The following is a 617-nucleotide window of genomic DNA, read 5'->3' as shown; positions in this document are numbered from 1 at the left end:
TCACCCGGCTGCAGGCCGAGGGGCTTGTGCATACCCGGCGCGGCAGCGGCAGCTTTGCCCTGACACCACCGGCCGAACCGGAGGGACCCCGGGGCCTGCGGCCCGTGCGGACGCTCGAGGACCGAAGGGCGCTGGTGGAATTCCGCACCGGTGTGGAAAGTGAAGCCGCAGGCTTGGCCGCCGCGCGCCGGACCGACCGGCAGCTAACCGCCCTGCGTACTGCACTCGAGGATTTTTCCCGCTCCGACGCCAACCCTGCCGCGGCCCTGGCCCACGACTTCGAGTTTCACCGCACCATAGCCGAAGCCAGTGGCAACCCGTTCATGCTGGACGCGATTGCGGCCCTGGGCCCGACCATGATCGCCATGCCGCGCTACCGGTTGGAGGCCAGCGGATCCGGAGCCGCAACCTCCCGCCTTTCGGCCGTGGCGGCCGAACATGCGTCCGTGCTGGCCGCAGTGGAAACCGGCGATGCCATGGCCGCGGCGGCCGCGATGCGCACCCATCTGGTCAATTCCCGCCACCGGCTTGACCGCGAAGCCGGCCACTGACCCCCTGGACCGGTCTGACCGACAGGAAGTTGCACCAGCTGCCTCGGGACGGAAGCGGCAGCAGAC

At 70.2% G+C, this 617-nt stretch carries 1 protein-coding gene; it reads left to right on the top strand.

Annotation, left to right across the window (positions count from 1 at the left end):
- Positions 1–551: FadR/GntR family transcriptional regulator (locus AC5RWT_RS37945; protein ID WP_494084700.1), on the top strand; the 551-nt coding region annotated here is incomplete at its 5' end.
- Positions 552–617: the final 66 nt, after the last annotated feature.

This window comes from Arthrobacter sp. Dra40 (genome assembly GCF_059091905.1).
The sequence above is the reverse complement of the archived record's forward strand: the minus strand, read 5'-3'. Positions and strand labels throughout refer to the sequence as shown.